Here is a 2460-nt window from a genome sequence, read left to right on the forward strand (position 1 = left end):
CGGCTGAACAGGACAAGGACGGCTGGGCCTGGGTGGAGGTGGCCTTCGAGTACGACTACGAGGTCAGGCAGCGGTATTGCGATGCGCCCACGCAGCGGCACGAGCCCTCGGCCGAGCAGGCGCATGCGCTGGGCGAACTTCAGCGCGCGAAGGACGATGCCGAGGACAAGCTCGAAGCCCTGTACGACGCGGACGATTCGGACGCGGATAGTTCCGACCTCATCGAGGCTCTGGAAGAGCAGACGCAGGCCTATCAGATGCAGATCGACGCCATCGAGTCCAAGCTCGCCTATTGCCCGGCGGAGGTGATGGCGATGGCCGGCGCGTTGCTGACGCTGGGCCCGGACGGCCGCGTGATCGTCAAGCGCAATCTCATGCGGCAGGATGACTACAAGGCGGGGCGTGCCAAGGCGACGAAGCGTTTGACCCGAGGTGCGGCTGCCGATGGCGAAGGCGCGGGCGACCAGGAGGCGCCTACCAAGGGGGTGTCGTCCACGCTGCGCATGGAGCTGACTGCCTACAAGACGGAAGCTTTGCAAGTCGCGCTGCTGCGCAAGCCGCAGGTGGCCCTGGCGGCGCTGGCTCATTCGATGGCCGTGCCGCTGCTCTACGAGAGGGTTTCAGCGCAGTACGAGTCGCCGACCGCCCTGGGCGTTTCGGTGCGCAGCCCAAACTGGCAGCTGTTGCAGATCGCGCCCGCGATGGCCGACAGCCCCGCGCACAAGAGCCTGCAGACCGTCGTCGATGCATGGCGTGTGCGCTTGCCGGCCGACCCGAAGGACCTGATGGCGTTCATGCTGGAGCAGTCTGTCGAGACGCTGCAGGAACTGCTGGTGGTCTGCACGGCGCTGACCACGCATGCGCTGCACGGGTCGGCCCATGCCAAGCCTGCCCAGGTGCTGGCCCAGGCCGCTGCGCTCGACATGGCCGACTGGTGGGAAGCCACAGGCGACACCTATCTCGGCCGCGTGCCCAAGGCGCTGATTGGCCAGGCGCTGTCGGAAGCGGGGCAGGGCGACGCCGTGGGTGAGGTGTTGAGGCTCAAGAAGGCGGAGGCGGTCGGGATGGCCGAGGGCCTGTTGGTGGGCAAGCGCTGGTTGCCGGAGCTGCTGCGTACCGAGGCCTGACGGGGCCAGGGCAGGGGGCTTTGCCCCTTGCCCGATTTCTGGCGTTTAGCGTTGGCGCCGCCGAGGCGTTGCCTGGGCGGCGCGCGGCCCGTTCCCGCGCCGGCATTGCCGATCTGGCCGCAGGCCTGTTCGGCTTTGCCGGCGCCCGCCACGCCCGTAGCCGGGCCGCTTGAAAGCCAGACCGCTACGCGGTGTGGCATCGGCTGATCCTGCGAAGCAGGTCACGGGCCGCAGGTGCGGCCCGCACCGCGCCGGCCGCCACGGCGGCCGGCGCGGGCGGCTCTTTCAGGCGTTCCCCCTGGACCGCCGCGGAAACACTCCCTAGGGCGTCGCTGCGCGACCTGGCGAGGCGTGCTGCGCACGCGTGGTTCCGGTGGGCGGCCCTCCCGTGCTCGGGGACCGCGGGCCGCTTTCCTTCCCACTGCGTGTGAACGGCCCGCTTGGCGAACTGGCCGGTCCTGATCGGCTGCGCTGCGCGCCTGGCCGGCCAGATCGCCACCCCTCGCACTCGCCAAGCCCGTAGCCGGGCCGCGAAGACCGAGAAGTGCTCGCAGCGGCTCGACCGTCGCGCCAGTCGCTGCGCTTGGTGTCACGCCGGCCGCGGGGTCGCCACTGCTCGAGAGATGCGGGCGACTTCGTTGCAACCGCTGCGCCAGGCGAGCTGGCACATCGGCCGCGGGGCTCCGTCGCCCGTGGAGGGGCAGCCTGTGCGCTGGTCGTCCCACCGCGCTCCCCCGCAACCCCCGTCCCTGGGTGAGGGGGACTTGCGGGGGATCTTCATACGGTGGGCCGGGAAACCGGCGCACTGCTTCGGCTGCGTTCAAACCCGACCCCATCCCCAACCCCTTCCCATGGGAAGGGGCCATGCCCACCCCCCGCCCGCCCGTGGGCGGGTGCGAGGAGTCCAAGTGAAGGATCTTCATGTAGGGCAACCAACCCGGAGCCCGGCTGATCTTTCACGAGAGGAGATTGGTCATGGCCAACGTTCTAGTCATTCAACGCAATGCCCACCTCGCGGGACCGGTGGTGGTTCAGTTCGTCCCGCGTCCTGAAGGCCGCATCACCAAGGCGACTGTGACGGCGATCAGCAATTCGGTGCGCGGCTCTGGCGACGCTCGGGAAGAGACGGCCACCGCCATTCAATGGACGCTGTGGGGCAGCCTCGCTGAGAACGCTGCGGACTTCTTGGGCCGTGGCTCGCACGTGAACATCGTCGGCCGCGTGCGCAACAACAACTACGAGAAGGACGGCGCGACGGTCTACGGCATGGAGTTCACGGCCGAGGAGATCGACTACCTCGATACCCGTGCCGAAGGCGAGGCGCGGCGCACCC

Annotated in this window: 1 protein-coding gene and 1 pseudogene; both read left to right on the forward strand. The window is 69.1% G+C overall.

Going from position 1 to position 2460, the window contains the following annotated elements:
* Positions 1–1127 (forward strand): annotated as a pseudogene (locus ACXJKR_RS29850) (hypothetical protein); the annotation flags it as partial.
* Between the two features lie 975 nt (positions 1128–2102).
* Positions 2103–2460: single-stranded DNA-binding protein (locus ACXJKR_RS29855; RefSeq protein ID WP_457325926.1), on the forward strand; the 358-nt coding region annotated here is incomplete at its 3' end.

It is taken from the genome of Roseateles sp. P5_E11 (assembly GCF_054049355.1).